The sequence below is a fragment of the Bradyrhizobium sp. CCBAU 53421 genome, from assembly GCF_015291625.1.
In the GTDB taxonomy this organism is placed as follows: domain Bacteria; phylum Pseudomonadota; class Alphaproteobacteria; order Rhizobiales; family Xanthobacteraceae; genus Bradyrhizobium.
In genome coordinates, this window is sequence record NZ_CP030047.1 from 941053 (window position 1) to 956885 (window position 15833).

Annotated in this window: 16 protein-coding genes; 12 read left to right on the forward strand and 4 right to left on the reverse strand. The window is 63.4% G+C overall.

The annotated features are described in order from the left end of the window. Positions 1 to 113: 113 nt before the first annotated feature. Entirely contained in the window at positions 114 to 1553 is a 1440-nt protein-coding gene (locus XH92_RS04290) for a CDGSH iron-sulfur domain-containing protein (RefSeq protein WP_194458127.1), read from the reverse strand. A gap of 105 nt (positions 1554 to 1658) precedes the next feature. Here XH92_RS04290 and XH92_RS04295 point away from each other — a divergent pair, with 105 nt between their 5' ends. The 3 genes from XH92_RS04295 (at position 1659) to XH92_RS04305 (ending at position 4275) form a co-directional block, all read left to right on the forward strand. After that, positions 1659 to 2006: a helix-turn-helix domain-containing protein gene (locus XH92_RS04295; RefSeq protein WP_194458128.1), complete on the forward strand. Its 348-nt coding sequence runs from the start codon at positions 1659 to 1661 to the stop codon at positions 2004 to 2006. A 195-nt stretch (positions 2007 to 2201) separates the two neighbouring features. Beyond that, positions 2202 to 2963, forward strand: coding sequence for a transporter substrate-binding domain-containing protein (locus XH92_RS04300; protein WP_194458129.1), 762 nt, complete (start codon positions 2202 to 2204; stop codon positions 2961 to 2963). Between the two features lie 169 nt (positions 2964 to 3132). Beyond that, positions 3133 to 4275, forward strand: coding sequence for an HWE histidine kinase domain-containing protein (locus XH92_RS04305; protein WP_246788219.1), 1143 nt, complete (start codon positions 3133 to 3135; stop codon positions 4273 to 4275). A gap of 18 nt (positions 4276 to 4293) precedes the next feature. On the opposite strand, the gene XH92_RS04310 is transcribed toward XH92_RS04305, so the two are convergent. After that, the gene (locus XH92_RS04310) at positions 4294 to 4776 is read right to left on the reverse strand and encodes a lipocalin-like domain-containing protein (RefSeq protein ID WP_194458130.1); all 483 of its coding nucleotides are present in this window, start codon (positions 4774 to 4776) and stop codon (positions 4294 to 4296) included. 305 nt (positions 4777 to 5081) lie between these two features. On the opposite strand from XH92_RS04310, the gene XH92_RS04315 reads away from it, so the two are divergent. Both XH92_RS04315 and XH92_RS04320 read left to right on the forward strand, forming a co-directional pair. Then, positions 5082 to 5537: a lipocalin-like domain-containing protein gene (locus XH92_RS04315; RefSeq protein WP_194458131.1), complete on the forward strand. Its 456-nt coding sequence runs from the start codon at positions 5082 to 5084 to the stop codon at positions 5535 to 5537. A 362-nt stretch (positions 5538 to 5899) separates the two neighbouring features. Continuing rightward, complete coding sequence (locus tag XH92_RS04320) at positions 5900 to 6259, forward strand: hypothetical protein (protein ID WP_194458132.1); 360 nt, start codon at positions 5900 to 5902, stop codon at positions 6257 to 6259. A 188-nt stretch (positions 6260 to 6447) separates the two neighbouring features. On the opposite strand, the gene XH92_RS04325 is transcribed toward XH92_RS04320, so the two are convergent. Then, positions 6448 to 8106: an FAD-binding dehydrogenase gene (locus tag XH92_RS04325; protein ID WP_194458133.1), complete on the reverse strand. Its 1659-nt coding sequence runs from the start codon at positions 8104 to 8106 to the stop codon at positions 6448 to 6450. 276 nt (positions 8107 to 8382) lie between these two features. Between XH92_RS04325 and XH92_RS04330 the strand changes: the two genes are divergently transcribed. The 7 genes from XH92_RS04330 to XH92_RS04360 all read left to right on the forward strand — a co-directional run bounded on the left by XH92_RS04330 (position 8383) and on the right by XH92_RS04360 (position 14954). Beyond that, entirely contained in the window at positions 8383 to 8862 is a 480-nt protein-coding gene (locus tag XH92_RS04330) for a hypothetical protein (protein ID WP_194458134.1), read from the forward strand. A 151-nt stretch (positions 8863 to 9013) separates the two neighbouring features. Continuing rightward, positions 9014 to 9169: a hypothetical protein gene (locus XH92_RS04335; protein WP_246788221.1), complete on the forward strand. Its 156-nt coding sequence runs from the start codon at positions 9014 to 9016 to the stop codon at positions 9167 to 9169. An 18-nt stretch (positions 9170 to 9187) separates the two neighbouring features. Further along, the gene (locus tag XH92_RS04340; protein ID WP_194458136.1) at positions 9188 to 9778 is read left to right on the forward strand and encodes an SCO family protein; all 591 of its coding nucleotides are present in this window, start codon (positions 9188 to 9190) and stop codon (positions 9776 to 9778) included. Between the two features lie 177 nt (positions 9779 to 9955). Then, positions 9956 to 10894: a transporter substrate-binding domain-containing protein gene (locus tag XH92_RS04345; RefSeq protein ID WP_371818064.1), complete on the forward strand. Its 939-nt coding sequence runs from the start codon at positions 9956 to 9958 to the stop codon at positions 10892 to 10894. A gap of 225 nt (positions 10895 to 11119) precedes the next feature. Next, positions 11120 to 12760 carry a lysine--tRNA ligase gene (locus XH92_RS04350; RefSeq protein WP_194458138.1) on the forward strand — a complete coding sequence of 547 codons (1641 nt, stop codon included), beginning with the start codon at positions 11120 to 11122 and terminating at the stop codon, positions 12758 to 12760. A 283-nt stretch (positions 12761 to 13043) separates the two neighbouring features. After that, positions 13044 to 13985: a transposase gene (locus tag XH92_RS04355; protein WP_194458139.1), complete on the forward strand. Its 942-nt coding sequence runs from the start codon at positions 13044 to 13046 to the stop codon at positions 13983 to 13985. Between the two features lie 183 nt (positions 13986 to 14168). Further along, on the forward strand, positions 14169 to 14954 hold the full coding sequence (locus XH92_RS04360) for a class II aldolase/adducin family protein (protein ID WP_246788225.1): 786 nt from the start codon (positions 14169 to 14171) through the stop codon (positions 14952 to 14954). A gap of 179 nt (positions 14955 to 15133) precedes the next feature. Here XH92_RS04360 and XH92_RS04365 read toward each other — a convergent pair whose 3' ends face one another. After that, positions 15134 to 15787: a helix-turn-helix transcriptional regulator gene (locus tag XH92_RS04365; RefSeq protein WP_194458141.1), complete on the reverse strand. Its 654-nt coding sequence runs from the start codon at positions 15785 to 15787 to the stop codon at positions 15134 to 15136. Positions 15788 to 15833: the final 46 nt, after the last annotated feature.

Here is a 15833-nt window from a genome sequence, read left to right on the forward strand (position 1 = left end):
CCACTTGACTGGCGGAAACTCTCTAGCCTGCCAGCGCGTCCGCCGCCACTGCGCAATTTGCAGCGCTGTTCACGGAAATCACTCGAAATTGCTCCGAGGTCGCCTCGGCGCAATCAGGCTGGCGGATTCAGACCGTTCGTCCAGCGCGCGAACAGCGCCACCTGCGCGGCCGGCCAGGCGCCATCGCACGGCATGGTCCCGGCTTCCAGGCGGGCCAGGATCTGCCGACTGTGCCTGGCAACGTCTTCTTCCTTCCAGAGATCGAAGGCGAACAGCATCGAGCTGCGATCCATCGGCCGGAACAGCGGCCGGATGTGCCGCTCGAATTGCACCGCCTCGTCCGGACCGGGCAGCGCGTTCGCGACGGGCGCATCGCCTGCGCTGGCGGGCGGCCGCGCGGCGGGGGTTGCGTTGCAGACCCACCACCAGCGCGGCACCGGCATGTTCGGCGGCGGCTTCGCGCCGGCGCCGGAATTCTCCACCGCGATCCGCGAGCCCCATTCGATATAGGCGACGAAGGCGGCGCGGAATTCCGGATCGGACGGCAGCCCGGCATCGTCGGCGCTCTGCACCATGTAGGTGGCCCACAGCGCGCGCTGCTCCGGCCTGATCTCCTTGCCGATGTGCTGCGACACCATCCGTCGATAGCCGCCATAGCGTTCGGTGTAGAAGCGCGGGCCGCCGAACACCTCGCTGAGCCAGGCCGCCACCCGTTCGGGATGGTCCGGCGACATCTCCGCGAACAGCGGGCCGAGCAGCGGATCTTCCGGCACGTAGCGGCTGTAGAAGATGCGTGTCATGTCGAGCAGCGCCGGATAGCCGCCGGCCCACTCGAACAGCGTCGGCTCGCGCAAGGGATCGGGGACCGGATCGTGAAACCCCACGTTCCAGTGCATGCCGCTGCAGAACGGCTTGTTCAGCGACGCACCGCAGCGGCACAGGCTGGCATGTTCCTGCGACGCACCTGCATTGCGCGCGATCGGCGTGCCATCCTCGTCGACGAGCTCGACATCACCGGTGACGCGATAGGGACCGTCCTTCGACACTTCGATCTGCGGCGGCCGGCTGACGTCGGACAGGTTGACGTCACGCGCGGGGCCGATGCCGATGCCGAGCGCGCCCGATGGACATCGGCGCACCGCATTGATGAGGTCGTCGAGGCGTGCGCCGCTCGGCGCGACGAAAGGTTCCTCGCCGAGATGAAACACCGAGCTGAGCCGGTCGGTGCAGAAGCCGGAATGCGCGCAGGTGCCGCGATTGTCGAACACATGGGCCTGCTGCCCGGCATAGACGTCGAGCTTGTCGGGCACGCGTCGCGGATCCCTCGTGTCGGTGAAGCCGCGCGCGACATGGCTGTCGTCGCAGAACGGTTTGGTCTGCGACTGCCCGCAGCGGCAGAGCCGCACTGGCGCCTCGGCTATGATCGGCGCACCGAGGTGATCGACGATCGGAATGCCGGGTTCGGGTTCGTAGGGCCCGTTGCGCCTGACGATGATGCGCTTGCGCAGCTGTTGCCTGTCGCTTGGACCTTGGGCGGAACTGTCTTCTGTCATGCCTTGCAATGATCCCTGAGCTCGCCCAACCCTTGCGAAGCGTGCTTAGATGGATCGACGGCGGCTCTCAACGAACCAGATGGAAAGTGCCGCGGGAGAGTTGCGATGATCCGCAAGACCAAGCGCAAATATGGTTGCCCGGTCGAGTTCTCTATCGATCAGCTCAGCGGCAAATGGAAGACCGTGATCCTGAGCCGGCTGAAGGTCCGACCGATGCGCTATGGCGAACTGCGCCATGACATCCCGCAGCTCAGCGACAAAGTGCTGACCGAGCGGCTGCGCGATCTCTGCAATTCGGGTTTCGTCAGGCAGGAGCGCGGCGGCGGCTCCTCGCGCTATTGCCTGACCAAACGCGGCGAGATGCTGAAGCCGATGCTGCAGGCGCTCTACGATTGGGGCGAGGCCAACGCCGACACGTTCGGCGTCCGCTTCCTCGGCGCGGAGGCGGATTAGAGCGCGGGCTCATAACGCGCGGCCAGCCATAGCCGGATAGGGGAAGTCCCCAGTTGGACGCTCACGAAGCGGACATCAGCCAGCCGACAATCTCTGCTGAAACCGTCGTGATCCGACTCGGACATGGAGGACCTATGCAATCCTCATCATCGGTTGGTAGAATTGCGCTGCGTGTTCCTTTTGGAAGGGATGCACATGAAACGGCTTCTCCTATCGATTGCTGCATTGCTCGGGATGTCCGGGGCGGTATTCGGGCAGACATCGCCTGTCTCGGAGATCGCGCCCGGCGGAAAGCTGCGGGTCGGCATGATTGCCATCACCGTACTCGGAGGCGTGGCCGAACCCGTCGCGGGTTTCGTCGGACAGAAGTTGGGTGCTGCCGTTGAACCGGTGATGTACCCGAACCCGGAAGCCTATCTACAAAGCTTCGCCAAGGCTGAATGGGACATCGCCATAGGGCCAGGCGTCCTTGCTCCGATCGACAAGGCGGATTCAACGGCGAACCTTTGGGCCATAAGTCTCGTCTACGTCGCCGCGCCGGGAACAGAGTTTCCCGATATCGCCTCCGTGGACAAGGCCGGGGTAAGGATTGGCACCATCCGTGGCGCTCCCTCCGACCGCGTGCTGACGCGGGAGATTAAGGCCGCCGAGATCGTCCGTATCCCTCTGAGCCCGACCATCGCGGCTGACGCAGCCGACTTGCTGCGCTCCGGCAAAGCGGACGTCTTTGGCGCAGACTCCGGCGTCGGGTATCCTGCCGCCGAGGCCCTGACCGGCGCCAAGGTCGTGCCGGGCACCTTTGGGACGGTTCTCGTAGCGGCCGCATTGCCGAAAGGCCGCTCTCCCGCGGCGCAGGCTCTGCTCGCGACGCTTGTCGAAGAAGCAAGACAGACCGGCGTGGTGCAGAAAGCGATCGACGCGAAGGGCCTCAAAGGTGTGAACGTCGTCTCGAAATAGCCGGACACGACGAAGACCCAGGTCAAGCTCGCTCTTGGGCCCTTGGCCGACGTTTGCCCAGAATGCTGCAATGCCCGCTGCCGGGGAGGGAAGCCGACCAGGGTCAAACGGGGCGTCGTGGTCGGCTCTTGACCCGCGACGGACTTGACACAAGCTGGTGTCGAGAGCCTTGTTCCCCGATGGTAAAACCTGCTTGTTGAACGCCATGGGCACCGTTCGCAACGTCGAGGGCGATTTTCCCCAAGGTGGGGGCGAAGCTGCCGCACTCATTAGGTCTCTTGACTGGTCTGCCACCAGCTTGGGGCCAATCGCGGACTGGCCTGCGCACCTCAAGAGCGCCGTTAGCCTTATGCTGCCGGCCAAAGCACAGATAGTGCTGTTCTGGGGGCCGGAGTTTGTGGCGCTATACAATGACGCCTATGCACCGACGATAGGTCAGAAGCATCCAACGGCTCTTGGACGACCTGCACGCGAGAATTGGGCCGAGCTGTGGGATGATTTAGAACCGCTACTCACGCGCGTCCTCGATACCGGCGAAACAGTCTTCGCCAAGGACCGCCCCTTTTATATCGAGCGCCACGGTTACCCCGAGACTGTTTACTTCGACATTTCCTATTCTCCGGTACAGGACGAATTTGGTGAAATTGACGGTGTTCTTTGCATCGTCAGTGAGACGACCGAGCGTGTAGTTGCGCAGGAGCGCCAACGATTGCTCGCGCGGGAAGCCAACCACCGCGTGAAGAACATGTTCGCCGTCTTCCACGGCATCATAAATCTGAGTGCTCGATCGGCGCGAACGCCGCAGGAAATGGCTCAATCGCTACGAGGCCGCCTGAACGCTCTCATGCAGGCCAAGGATCTCATTCGTCCCGGGATTATGGGTACAGAGGCGCATAGCGAGCGAACCACGGTGGGAGACGTTGTGCGAACGGTGTTGCGGCCGTACGAAGATGATGCGTCTCGCGAACGCATCGTTTTGAGAGGACCTAATGTGCCCGTGGGTGCGATGGCCGTGACAAGTCTCGCTCTCGCCCTGCATGAAACAACGACGAATGCGGCCAAATACGGCGCGCTATCGGAGCCGACTGGTTCGGTCAGCATCACATGGGAGACGCATGGTGGGGATTTCCATCTTGAATGGGAGGAGACAGGCGGCCCCGTGATTGTCGCCCCACCGTCAGCTAAAGGCTTTGGTAGCGTGCTTGCAGAGCGCAGCATTGCTGATCAACTCGGCGGCAAGGTTGAGCATGATTGGCTGCCGAGCGGGCTCAGGTTGAGGGTTTCGGTTCCTTTGGATCGCCTTGCAGTCTGAGGCTGTGCCCGGCCGGTCTTAGCGTTCGCGCTCCCAGGTGAGGGTTCCGACCACTTTCTTGCCGGGATAAACGGCACTGGCTTGTTCGGCCGTTCGAATGGTCAGCTTGTCGCCCTGCAAGTTGAAAAATCTCACCTGGTCCTGCCCGGTCAAAAGCTCATTCCAGGATATATCGACCCTGGTCGTGAACTTGTCGTCCTCGATGGTGAATGGGCCGGTGTAAGCCATCAGCGTCTTGAGGAGAGCTGCTGACTCTGCATCGTTTGCCGCCGGCTTGCGATTTGCCGCCGCGATGACGAATGCCGCGTACCCGTCCGGCGTGATGAGCGCCCTGCCTTTCGGATTGCGACCAAACGGTTCGGTGACGTCTCCACCGATGATCTGAATGGTCCACGAAGTCAGCTTCCAACTGCCGGCCAATTGCCTCGCGGTGTCCTGCGCGAAAGCCAATCCAGGCGCAAAATAGCAATACATGACAACAGCGAGGGCGAAGAAGCGCATATGCTGTCCTCCTATGAAGGAACAGACTTCGAGCATGGCCATACTAACGACGGGGAATGAAACCTGCGAGCCCTGCGACGACTGCCTCCTGGCCCGCCACGCCACGTTCTTCGGGCCGCGGAGTGGCAGCAGGTTCGATATTGGCCCCGGTGCGGACTTGGCGGCCTTTATCTTACCCGTCTCGCCCGCGCATGGTATCGTCCGGGCTGCTCGGCTGATGCTATCGATCCTCCCTTTGGAATAGACCAATGATGACTCTGCGAGCAATTTTCGCCGCATGCGCTGTTGCGGCTTTTGGATCGTTCATGATGACAATCGACGCGCTTGGTCAGAAACAATCGCTGAAAGATCAATTGGTGGGCACGTGGACGCTGCTCTCGTGGCAGCAGAAGAAAGGCGACGGCACCAGGATCGAGCGTTATGGGGCCGCTCCGAAGGGCACCGCGTTCTTTGATGCGGGTGGGCGATACATCATCACGGTGATGCGCTCGGACCGAGCCAAATACGCGAGCAATACCCCGTGGCAGGGCACACCCGAGGAAAACAAGGAAACCGCCGACGGCACGATAACCTACTACGGAACGTATTCTGCCAACGAGGCAGATAGCAGCATCGCAATCCACGTCGAGGGCAGTTCCTTTCCAAACTGGAATGGCACCGAACAGAAGCGCTTTGTCGCGATTGCGGCAGACCAACTGACGCTGACCGTTCGTCCCCCGGCGGGAGATATCGTCGACGTAATTTGGAAACGAGCGAACTGATCCGGCTATCACAGCCTGCTGTCGGCGTGTCGTGACCTATTGCGCTACGGCATGAACCTGGTCGCCATAAGAGCAAGGCGGACGTGTCACCTGCCGGGCTTATGGGCGCACGGCCTGGGCTCAAGTTGAGATCAAGCTGTGGCCAGGACATTGCGTAATTTCGGAATATTAGAAACGTATCCCTGAGTTGCCCGACGTGTCAAGTTCCCTGGTCGAACGCCGGCCACCACCGGCTACTTTGCATGGGGTTGTTTTCGATATTTTGGCAGCACCCCTGCGACGAACCGACTTCCGGCCGGAACCTAAAGCGAGGAGAGCCCGTTGTCGCGGGATGTTGGGGGTAATCAACACAAGGAATGCTCATGCGCATCCGCATCTCGACGGCATCCATCGTTGCTGCCGCACTTTCGCTCGGAACACCTGCACTGGCGCAAACGCAGGGAACGCAACCGAAGGCGCCGCCGCAGGCTCAATCCGAGGAGTCCACCGTCATCCGGACCATCCAGGTGGTGGACGTCAAGGAACTCAAGCCCGAGGTCCGGTCGAGGGTCGAGGCTGTCATCGCAAAGGCAAGCGAAGACGACCTGAAGAACCTGCGCGGTTCCATCGACGCGTCCCAGGAAGCGACATCTGCGCTCAAGGCGAAAGGACTGAGCTCGGCACAGGTCGTCGCGGTCAATCTCTCCAACGGCATCCTGACGCTGTTCACCAAGATCGCCTGACGACGTTCGCAACCTGAAGACATTCGGGCTGAACAACAAAGGCCCGCCGGTTCCAGCCGGCGGGCCTGCGCATCTCGGAACAGCGCGCTAAAGCGCGATGAGATTGGGTTGAATCATCATCGCGCTTTAGCTTGTTGTTTGAGCATGATCTTTTCGGAAAACCGCTTCGCACTTTTCCGGATCATGCTCTAGTTCACTGCCTTCGCCGCCGCGCGCCCGGCGTTGCGGCCAGAGAACAGGCAGCCGCCGAGGAATGTGCCCTCCAGTGAGCGATAGCCGTGCACGCCGCCGCCGCCGAAGCCGGCGGCTTCGCCGGCCGCGTAGAGTCCGCGGATGATCTGGTGATTATTGCCGAACACGCGTGAATCGAGATCGGTCTCGAAGCCGCCGAGCGTCTTGCGGGTGAGGATGTTGAGCTTCACCGCGATCAGCGGGCCGTGCTCGGGATCGAGGATGCGGTGCGGCTTCGCGGTTCGGATCAGCCTGTCGCCGATATAGCGCCGCGCATTGTGCAGGTTCATCACCTGCGCATCCTTGACATAGGGATTGGTGATCTCGCGGTCGCGCGCCTCGATCTGAGTCTTGATGGCGTTGAGACTCAAGAGGTCATTGCCGGCGAGCTTGTTCATCGCGGCGACGAGCTCAGTGAGATTGTCGCGCACGATAAAGTCGGCGCCGTGCTGCTTGAAGGCCTCCACCGGCGCCGGTGCGCCCTTGTTGGTGGCGCGCTTGATCGTCATGCGCCAGCTCTTGCCCGTGAGGTCGGGGTTCTGCTCGGAGCCCGACAGCGCGAACTCCTTCTTGATGATGCTCTGGGTCAGGATGAACCACGAATAGTCGTAGCCGGTGCCCATGATGTAATGCAGTTGCCCAAGCGTGTCGGAGCCCGGGAACAGCGGCGCCGGCAGGCGTTTGCCCGTGGCATCGAACCACAGCGACGACGGCCCCGGCAGAATCCGGATGCCGTGACGCGGCCAGATCGGGTTCCAATTCTGGATACCCTCGACATAGTGCCACATGCGGTCGCGATTGATCAGCCGGCCGCCCGCTCGCTCGGTGATCCCGATCATGCGGCCGTCGACATGTTCGGGCACGCCGGAGATCATGAACTTCGGCGGCTCGCCGAGCCGCTTCGGCCAGTTCTGCCGCACAAGGTCATGATTGCCGCCGATGCCGCCGGAGGCGACGATCACCGCCGGCGCGCGCAGCGAAAAATCGCCGACGACATTGCGCGAGGAACTCTTGCCGCGCTCGACCGAAGTCGGTTCCAGGATCGCGCCGCTCACGCCGTCGACGGCGCCGTTGGTGACGCTCAGTGCATCGACGCGATGGCGGAACTTGAACACCAGCCGTCCGCTCCTGGCGGCCTCGCGCGCACGGCGCTCGAACGGCTCGACGATGCCGGGGCCGGTGCCCCAGGTGACGTGGAAGCGCGGCACTGAATTGCCGTGGCCCATCGCATCGTACCCGCCACGCTCGGCCCAGCCGACCACCGGGAAAATGCGGTGGCCCATCGCGCGCAGCCAGTCGCGCTTCTCGCCCGCCGCGAACGCGACATAGGCTTCGGCCCATTTGCGCGGCCAGTGATCCTCCTCGCGATCGAAACCGGCGGTGCCCATCCAGTCCTGCAGCGCGAGTTCGACTGAATCCTTGATGCCGAGCCGACGTTGTTCCGGCGAATCGACCAGAAACAATCCGCCAAACGACCAGAACGCCTGGCCGCCGATGCTCTGCTCGCCTTCCTGGTCGAGCACGATGACGCGCTTGCCGGCGTCGGCGATCTCGGTTGCGGCGACCAGGCCGGCAAGTCCGGCGCCGATCACGATCACGTCTGCATCGTCAGCCATGTTTGATTCCCCCGTCCCGCCGGGATTCAAAACCGTGTCGTTGCGCGCGGTCAACGGCAAATGGACCTTGCCTGTGGCGGCGAGGCACCAAATGGTTGCGGCAAGCTGTTCCAGTTTGGGACCTTTTCCACGCGCCACTGCAGCGCGGGCGCAACACCCAATTTGAATTTGTTTTGACCGGCTTCGCTCGTCTGGACAAAAATCCGCGGCCGCAACACGCTCACGCCCATCTTGCATCACAAGACCAACAGATTCGGTTTCGACTGGGGCAGGCCAATGAAGTTGATGACGGGGTTGCTCGCTGCGGTTCTTCTGCTGGCGGGAATGGGGGCGTCTCAAGCAGTGGTCAGGATCGCCGACGATCGCGGTGGCAAGATCGGCGTCTATGTCGACAGGTATCAGGACCTGCGCACATCGGGCGAGACCGTGATCATCGATGGGCTGTGCGCCTCGGCCTGCACCATCGTGCTCGGCAAGGTCCCGCATGACCGGATCTGTGTGACCTCACACGCCAGCCTCGGCTTCCACGCCGCCTGGGATTACGGGGACAACGGCCGCCCGGTCCCCAATCCCGAAGCCACCCATATGCTGTACCTGATGTACCCGCCGGCGGTGCGCAGATGGATCACCGATCGTGGTGGCCTGACCCGGCGCATGATCTTCCTGCGCGGCAAGCAACTGCAGGCCCTGTACAAGCCGTGCTATCTCAACGCCCAGGCTTCGGCGCCCAAACCCGCCATTGAGCCCGCACACTGAGCTGCCGATCCCGGCGAGCGTCCTCTCTCGTCATGCCGGACATCGCCTCGCTATGATTTGACGGCCTGCGACGGCCATTGCGCTTGCTGGCTGGGGGAACCCGGCTTATCTCAACCGCATGGTTCAGCCGATCTCCACCCGATCCGAGCTCGTGACGGCTCCGCAGGGCCGGGTGGCATCTGCGATCCTGTGGGGCGCTGCCGGAATCGGCGGATTGGCCTCGCTCGCCGCTGCCGCGCTCTGGTTCCACTACGGGACCGCGGTATTCTTCGAAATGATCACGGCCGGCATCGCCGCCTGCTTCTGACAAGGACGCCCTCGCACCATGCCCCGGACCACGCGCCCATTGGTGATCTTCGCTGCCTTCGCGGGCAGTCTGGCGGTCGGCCTGTTCCTCATGCTGTGGGCGGTAGGCGGCTTGCGCACCGTCGCTGCGCCAGCCGCGATCGGCGGGCCGTTCCAGCTCACCGACCAGGCCGGCCAGACCGTCACCGACAAGAACCTTCAGGGCAAGCCGACCTTGATCTTCTTCGGCTTCACCCATTGCCCGGACATCTGCCCGACCTCGCTGTTCGAGATCTCGGAGGTCCTGAAGGCGATGGGCAAGGACGCCGACCGCGTGAATGCCTATTTCGTCTCGGTCGACCCGGAACGCGACACCGCCACGGCGATGAAGGACTATTTGTCGAGCTTCGATCCGCACCTTAAGGGCCTGACTGGCGATCCCGCCGCGATCGCCAAGGTGCTGTCGAGCTACCGTGTCTACGCCAAGAAGGTGCCGCTGAAGGATGGCGATTACACGATGGATCACACCGCGCTGATCTATCTGATGGACCGCGACGGCCGTTTTGTCGCGCCGTTCAATCTGAAACGGACGCCGGAAGAGGCGGCGACCGATCTCAAACGGTATCTCTGACCCTGCTTCCGGCCCGGAATTAACCCAATCGGCGCTCGCATCGGACGCCGGATGGTCTATAAGCCGTTCAATTTCCTGATATTGCCGGTTATGCCAAATCTGTCTGCCCAGCTTTTTGCCGTCCGCCCGCGCCAGCTTCGCCTGGCCGCGGGCATGATGGCGGCCGCCGTGCTGGTGATGGCCGGGCCTGCCGTCGCGCAGACGCCCCCGGCACCGGCGCCGCAGGCCCCGGCGGCCAAGCCGGCCCCTGCGCCCGCCAAGCCTGCCCCGGCACAAGCGGTGCCCGCAACGCCGCCGGCGGCTGCCGCTCCGTCGGCTCCGAACCAGCCGGCCAAGGCCGCCGAGGCTGCACCGCAGGCGGTGCCGGGCTTCTGGGACCCGCGGCGGCGGCCGGATCGGCCGGACCTGTCGCGGCTCACCGTGATCCGTTTCCTGACCGAGACCGACTATCCGCCGTTCAATTTCACCGGGCCTGACGGCAATCCGGCCGGCTTCAATGTCGATCTGGCGCGCTCGCTCTGTGACGAGATCAAGGTCACCTGTACCATCCAGATGCGCCGCTTCGAGACCCTGATCGATGCGCTGGCGACCAACCGGGGCGATGCCATCATCGCCTCGATGGCGGTGACGCAGCAGCTGCGCGCCAAGGTCGATTTCACCGATCCCTATTACCGCGCGCCGGCGCGCTTCGTGTCGCGCCGCGACAATGTGATGCCGGAAATTCGTCCGGAATATCTCGAGGGCAAGAAGGTCGGCGTGATCGCCGGCACTTCGCACGAGGCCTACCTCAAGGCGATGTTCACCGACGCCGAGATCCATTCCTATCCGGACAACGATGCGCTGCGCGCTGCGCTGCGCCGCGGCGAGGTCGATTTCATCTTTGGCGATGCGATCTCGCTCGCGTTCTGGATCAATGGCACCGATTCCGCCGAATGCTGCGCGTTCTCCGGCGGCCCCTTCGTCGAAAGCCGCTATTTCGGCGAGGGCGTCGGCATCGCCGTGCGCAAGGGCAACGATCTGCTGCGGCAGTCGTTGAACTGGGCGCTGTTCCGGATCTGGGAAAAAGGCCGCTTCACCGACCTGTGGCTGCGCTATTTCTCGATCAGCCCGTTCTGACGCTGTGGTCTTCACCTCGCCCCGCTCGCGGGGAGAGGTCGGAATTCAAGCGCAGCTTGAATTCCGGGTGAGGGGGGCCTTCCGCGAATTCCTCTCTCGCCGGTTACGCGGATAGAGCCCCTCACCCCAACCCTCTCCCCGCAAGCGCGGGGCGAGGGAGCGCAGTTTTGCATTTTGCCGCGAAGGCGTTAGTTTTCGCGGCCTTTTTGGAGAAAGCCTGAAGAAATGTCCGTGATTGATCTTGCTGCCAGCCCGAGCGACCTGCGGGCGCTCGCCGAACAATCCAACGCCTGGCCGTTCGAGCAGGCGAAAGCGATTGTGGCGCGGCTGAAGAAAAATCCGAAGGACGAGGTGCTGTTCGAGACCGGCTACGGCCCGTCGGGCCTGCCGCATATCGGCACCTTCGGCGAGGTCGCGCGCACCACGATGGTGCGCCATGCCTTCCGCGTGCTCACCGAGGACAAGATCAAGACCCGCCTGCTCGCCTTCTCCGACGATATGGACGGGCTGCGCAAGGTGCCGGACAACGTGCCGAACAAGGAGCTGCTGGCGCAGCATCTCGGCAAGCCGCTGACCAAGGTGCCGGACCCGTTCGGCACCCATCCGAGCTTCGGCCAGCACAACAATGCGCGGCTGCGCGCCTTCCTCGATCAGTTCGGCTTCGAGTACGAGTTCGCGAGCTCGACCGAGTATTACACCTCCGGCCGGTTCGATGCCGCGCTGCTGCGCATGCTGGAGCGGATCGAGAAAGTGATGGCGATCATGCTGCCGTCGCTGCGCGAGGAGCGCGCGGCGAGCTACTCGCCGTTCCTGCCGATCTGTCCGCGCACCGGCCTCGTGCTCTACGTGCCGGTAACCGCGCACGACGCCAAGGCCGGTACGATCTCCTATGAAGATCCAGAGACCAAGGAGAGCGTCACCGTTCCCGTCACCGGCGGCCGCTGCAAGCTGCAATGGAAGCCGGACTGGGCGATGCGCTGGTACGCGCTCGGCGTCGACTATGAAATGGCCGGCAAGGACCTGATCGATTCGGTGAAGCTGTCCGCCAAGATCTGCTCGGCGCTCGGCGGCACGCCGCCCGAGGGCTTCAATTACGAGCTGTTCCTCGACGAGAAGGGCCAGAAGATCTCGAAGTCGAAGGGCAATGGTCTGACGATCGACGAATGGCTGCGCTACGCCTCGCCGGAATCGCTGTCGCTGTTCATGTATCGCGAGCCCAAGGCGGCGAAGCGGCTGTATTTCGACGTCATCCCGCGCAATGTCGACGACTACCAGCAGTTCCTCGACGGCTTCACGCGGCAGGAGCCGCGGCAGCAGCTGCAGAACCCGGTCTGGCACATCCACTCCGGCAAGCCGCCGCAGGCCGACATGCCCGTCACCTTCCAGCTCTTGCTGACGCTGGTGTCGTCGTCGAACGCGGAGAATGCCGAGACGCTGTGGGGCTTCATCGGCCGCTATCGGCCGGGCGTGACGCCCGAGAGCCATCCGAAGCTAGATGCGATGGTCGGCTACGCCATCAACTATTATCGAGACTTCGTGGCGCCGACCAAGCAGTTCCGCGAGCCCACCGAAGGTGAGCGCGCCGCGTTGCAGGATCTGCGCGATGCGCTCGCCAACATGCCCGCCGACGCGACAGCGGAAGACATCCAGAACGTGGTCTACGAGATCGGCCGCCGCGAGCCGTTCCTCGACATGGTCAAGAAGGGCAAGGACGGCCGTCCCGGCGTCTCGCTCGACTGGTTCAACATGCTCTACCAGGTGCTGCTCGGCCAGGAGAAGGGCCCGCGCTTCGGCTCTTTCGTCGCGGTCTACGGCGTGCAGAACGCGGTCAACATGATCGACGGGGCGCTGGCGCGGTCGTCGTAGCTCGGTGGACTCCCGCTATTGTCGTCCCTGCGAAAGCAGGGACCCATAACCACGGGATCGTGTTGTCAAGGCGAGACGTGGCTCCAGCCTTCTTCAACACGATGAGTGGTGGTTATGGGTCCCTGTGTCTTGGAAGTCTGTCATGATGAGGGTGGGCGGGAAGCCGTTGGGTCCTTGGCGCTTGACGCCGTGAGCCGGCTCGGTCTCCCGCCCGTTCCATCTATCAACCTGAACAGTTGCACGAGGCTGCGCCAACAGACCTCGCATCACAGGGACAGGCACCGTGATCATAGCTCTTCGTTACGTCGGAATCGACATCTCCAAGAAACACCTCGATATCTTTGATGAGGCTGACGGCGTGCCGAGGCGCATTGCCAACGCGCCACAGGCCATCACACAGCAGGTGGCGCGTTGGCAATGCGATACGCTGGTCGTCTTCGAGGCGACGGGTATCTATGACCTCGCGCTTCGCGAGGCGCTGCGTCAGGCCGGGATCCGGTTCGCACGGATCAACCCGGCCCGTGCCCGCGACTTTGCACGGGCTAGCGGCCTACTCGCCAAGACCGATCCGATCGATGCGCGGATGCTGGCGGCCTTTGCGCGGGCCATGCAGCCTGCCCCCGAGCAGGTCGCCGATCCTGCACGCAACACTTTGGCGAGGCTTGCAAAACGGCGGGATCAGCTGGTCCTCATGCGCGCCCAGGAGAAGAACCGGCGCAGCGAGGCCGACGATCGCGCCATGGCCGAACGCATTGGCCGCCTCATCGAGGTCCTCGACAGCGAGATCGCCGAGATCGAGGCGGACATCAGTGCATTGATTAAAGCCGAAGCGGAGATCGCGGACGATGCCAAGTTAATGCGTTCGCTGCCCGGCGTGGGTCCGGTAGCCTGCATGCAGCTGATCGCGCAGATGCCGGAACTCGGGCGGGTCGGGCCGAAACAACTCGCAGCGCTCGCTGGCCTGGCTCCCTTCAACGTCGACAGCGGCGCCTTCCGCGGCAAGCGCAAGATTGCGGGCGGCCGAAAGCGCGTTCGTGACGCCCTCTATATGGCGGCCCTCAACGCAGTTCGCAGAGCTGATCTGTTCAAGGCCTTCTATGCACGACTGCGACAGGCCGGAAAACCAGCCAAACTCGCCCTCATCGCCGTCGCCAGGAAGCTGCTAACGGTCCTCAATGCCATGATGCGAGACCGAAAGCCGTACCTGCAGACCAAACCAACATAACAGTTGCCGGGTCGCGCTTCGCTTACCCGGGACGACAGGGGTGTTTGCGGCGCCAAGCCCGCAAAATGCAGATGGCTGATCCCCGGCATTTTCAGCCAAGGCCGCGGCCGGATTGCGCTACACTTCCTCCCATAAAATCAGCACGGCCTCCATCGAGCGGCCGGCACAAATGGGAGCATGTGCATGCAGTTCAGGGTTTCGCCGACATCGCTGCAGGACAGTTCGAGCGCCGAGGAATGGCAGGCGCGGGTCGATCTCGCGGCGGCGCATCGGCTCGCCTACATCCACGGCTTTTCGGAAGGTATCTTCAACCATCTCACCTTCGTGGTGCCCGGCCGCACCGACCGCTACTACCAGATCCCGTTCGGCATGCACTGGTCGGAGGTAACAGCGTCGTCCTTTATGGAGGTCGGCATCGACGATGCCGAGGTAAAGCGCGGCGAGGGTGAGGTCGAGCGCTCCTGCTATTGCATTCATGCGCCGATCCACAAGGCGCTGCCGCAGGCCAAGGCGGTGTTCCACACCCATATGCCGTATGCGAGCGCGCTGACGCGGCTCGAGGATCCGCGCATCAAGGAGATCGGTCAGACCGAGGTCGGATTGTCGGAGGCGATCGCCTATGACGATCTCTACACAGGTCCGGCGCTCGATCCCGAGGAGGGCGCACGGCTCGCCAGGGTGATCGGTAACAAGACCATCCTGTTCATGGCCAACCACGGCATCTCGACCGTCGGTGAGACCGTCGCCGATGCCTATGACCGGCTCTATTACATCGAGCGCGCCGCGCAGGTGCAGATCTACGCGATGTGGACCCAGCAGCCGCTCAAGCAATTGCCGCAGCATGTGGTGGAGAAGACCAAGCGCGATTTCCGCGACGACCATCTCTACAGCGGCCCATCCCCGGCGCAGCGGCATTTCGATGCGCTGAAGCGGATGCTGGACCGCAAGGAGCCGGACTACGCGACGTAGGGGGAATGCAAGGGGCGCGCCGCAACCTCCGCTGTCGTCCCGGCGAAGGCCGGGACCCATTGCCACAGGGTTGAGTTGTCGAAGCGAGCTGTGGCCCCAGCTCGCTGCAAATCAAACGGCGGTGGTTATGGGTCCCGGCCTTCGCCGGGACGACGATGGTGACGACTGAATCGCCGCAGCTACTGGCTCGCCCACACCACGCGCGCGATCCACGTGACCTCCTCGGCGTCGAGCAGGCGGTCGGGATGTTCCGGATTGAGCGACGCGAGCTCCAGCACCTTGCCGGTGCGGCGCTTCAATTCCTTCACCATCACCTCGCCGCCGGTGGTGCGCACCACGACGCGGTCGCCGCGGCGGATCGCGGTCGCTGGCGACACCACGATGATGTCGCCCTCGCGATAGGCCGGCTTCATCGAGTCGCCCTCGATCTCCAGCGCATAGGCGTGCTCGTCTGTTGTCGCCGGCAGCGCCACTTCATCCCAGCCCTTGCCGGCGGGAAAGCCGGCGTCGTCGAAATAGCCGCCGGCGCCGGCCTGCGCGAAGCCGATCAATGGCACCGACTGGCCTCCGCGCGGACCATCGCCGAGCAACTGCACGAAGGTCTCCATGCTGGCATTGCTCGCGGCCAGTGCCTTGGAGAGCGATTCGGTCGATGGCCAGCGCTCGCGCCCGTCGCCGGTCACGCGCTTGGACTTGTTGAAGGTGGTGGGGTCGAGGCCGGACTGCTTGGCAAGGCCTGAAGGCGACAGGCCGGCGCGTTCGGCGAGCCGGTCGAGCGCGGCCCAGACCTGCGCGTGGGTCAGCGGTCGGGCGGCTTTGGACTGTTTGGCCATCGAGGATACCCCGGATGGTAGGAATTATTACCTGAAAGCTGGCGTT